We start from the raw sequence: 2,740 nt of genomic DNA, 5'->3' as shown, positions 1-2,740 counted from the left end.
GTGCGTTACGACACTCAAACCCAAGGAGCGACGTATGAATTACCGTAACCTTATCTGCGCGATGAGCCTGCTCGGATTACTGGGCTGCTCAACGTCGCAAGACGACACTTTACCCAGACCCCAAACGAGCTCAGAGCAAGTGTGGCACAACCAAATGTCGGGCGGTGGAGTCAGTACGGATGCGCTCAGCCAAACGCAAGGTGAGCTGCGCATGCCGCTTGATATGACCACATTGGCGCAGCGCCAAAGCGATTACACCCGAGACAGTTGGCGCGAAGCGACCAACGTCTTCCCAAGACTGCCCAATCCCGATGTGGTGCTCTATGTCTTGCCGCATCAATCCGGCGCCTTGCCGGTGCCTGGATACAGCACCGTCTTTCCCTTGTATGAGCGCGTGCATTACGCCGCGCCCCAGAACAGCCCAGCTAATTTGCCCAAGGAGCGTTGGTAATGTTGAAAAAAATGCGTCATGCCGTCACCCACTTCTTTACCGAAGGCAAAGAGTTGGAAGCCCCAGCCATCGATTACAGCGTACCGCCGTCGTTTGCGGCCAAACTGCCTTGGATTGAAATCAGCGATAAAGGTCTGGTGCAACTGGAAGACGGTCGTTCGATGGGTCTGTTTTTTGACATTACGCCGCTGGTCACGGAAGACAAAACACAAGCGCAGCTTGAGCGAGTCGTATCGAGTGTCGCCCACACCCTCACCGCCTTGATTGACGAAGACAATCCATGGGTGGTGCAGTTGTTTGCCCGTGATGTCGACCGATTTGACGATGCGCACGAGACGTTACTCAACAGTGCGCGCGTCGATGATGCATTCACCCGCGCCGTGCTCGATGAAGACCGCCGCCATTTCGACCTAATAGGACGAGAGCAAGGTATCTTTGCGGTGGACGGTCGCCCATGGCGCGCCCGCGAGCGCCAGGTTCGTCTCGCCATTTATCGCTGGCTCCCCGAAGACGCCAGTGAAGCGCTGCAAAAAACCAACCTTCGCACCTTAAAGAGTCTTAGGCGCCGCCTGTTATCCCCGAGCACATTCAAAGATTTAGGGGTGGGCATCAAGGCCAGCTCAGGCGAGAGTATCCACGCTTGGCTCAGCCCCTTTTTTAATCCCTCTGGCATTGCGGGCGAAACCCTGCGTTATCGCCCGCCACGCAGCTTTATTGACCAAGATTTCTCCGAGCGACTGCTAAGAAGCGGGGTGCGCTCAGACGTTGAAAACGGCTTATGGTGGTTTGAGGGGGAGAAACCCATCGCCACGCGCGTGATGGAGCTCGACAATTGGGACAATGAGACCTTTTTAGCGGGCGCCGTATTTGGGGAGGTCATCGGGGATGAAGCCATCGACAAAGGCGAAAAGCGCCCACAACACGTCCTGTTCGATGAGTTGCCCACCGGCACCATGATGGCCATGACCTTAGTCGCGCAAAGTAAGGCGCAGGCCAGAGCGCGCCTTCGCACCGTTCGAGAAGCGGCGGTGGGGGAAGAAACGGAATTAGAAGTCATTCGAGATACCTGCGACAGCTTTACCACCCTAGTTGAAAAGCATCCACTGTGGCGCGGTCAACTGGCGTTCTACGTGCAAGGGGAGAGCGTCAGTGAAATAGAAGGCCGCACAGAGTCGCTGCGCGCAATATTCAACAATCGCGATCTGTCGCTGCGCTTTGTCAAAAACAGCGACCAAGAGTCCCCACTGGACAGTTACCTTCGCTGGCTGCCGATGAACTACCATCCTGAGCACGACGACAAACTGTGGTACTGCGGCTGGGTGTGGCTGGAAGATATGCTCTCGCTCTCTCCTTTGTTTGGCCGCGCAACCGGCACCGGTAGTGAAGCTTTCCAATTTTTCAACCGAGGCGGAGAGCTCTTCGGCGTCGATCCGCTGAGAGACCAACTCTCTAATGCGCACCTCAATCTATTTGGGCCCTCTGGCTCAGGCAAATCCGCGACCTTAGTGGGCATGTGTTTACGCCTGCTGGCGATTCATCGCCCAAGGCTGTTCATCATCGAAGCCGGCAACAGTTTTGGGTTGCTGGGACAGTACTGTGAACGTTTGGGGCTATCGGTCAACCGCGTTCAGGTGAGAGCTCATTCTAAAGGCCTTATGGCGCCGTTTGCCGATGCCAAACACTTGGTCGGCCAAGCCGTGCCTCACGTCAGTGACGAGAAAGCGTTGGACATTGAACATCTTAATGACAGCGATTCGCCAGACGATGAAGCGCGGGACATCTTAGGCGAGCTGGAAATCATGGCACGGCTGATGATCACCGGGGGTGAGCTGCGCGAGATGGACGATTATCGCCGCGCCGACTCGTCGATGGTGCGTGATGCAATTAAAGAAGCCGCAGAGCATTGCCATCCCACGGGCGAGCAAGTGCGCCCAGAGCACATCAAAGACGCGCTAGAGCGTTTTAGTCAAGATCCTAATAGACCTGAGCCCCGCCAAGCACGCGCACGCCTAATGAGCGAAGCGATGGCCTTTTTCTGCGATGGTCTAGAAGGGCAAATCTTCAACCAAGAAGCCGAGCACTGGCCCGAAGCGGATGTGACCATCATTGACCTAGGCCTCTACGCAAAAACCGGGTATGAAGCGCAAATGGCCGCCGCGTACATCTCTTTGATTAACCGCATTAACGGCATTGCGGAGCGCGACCAATACTCTGGGCGTGACATTGTCACCCTGACCGATGAAGCGCACCTGATTGTCACCAATGAGCTACTCGCGCCTTACGCCGTCA

The 2,740-nt window shown here is 55.9% G+C and carries 2 protein-coding genes; both read left to right on the top strand.

The genetic code is table 11. The annotated features are described in order from the left end of the window. The first annotated feature begins 34 nt into the window (after nucleotides 1–34). Nucleotides 35–451, top strand: a complete 417-nt coding sequence (locus AB6D93_RS23755) for a TIGR03751 family conjugal transfer lipoprotein (protein WP_136975213.1) — start codon at nucleotides 35–37, stop codon at nucleotides 449–451. Continuing rightward, on the top strand, nucleotides 451–2,740 hold a 2,290-nt coding region (locus tag AB6D93_RS23750; protein WP_372159233.1), incomplete at its 3' end, for a conjugative transfer ATPase. The genes AB6D93_RS23755 and AB6D93_RS23750, both read left to right, overlap by 1 nt.

Source organism: Vibrio sp. 10N.247.310.23 (assembly GCF_041467155.1).
GTDB lineage: Bacteria > Pseudomonadota > Gammaproteobacteria > Enterobacterales > Vibrionaceae > Vibrio > Vibrio crassostreae_C.
The sequence above is the reverse complement of the archived record's forward strand: the minus strand, read 5'-3'. Positions and strand labels throughout refer to the sequence as shown.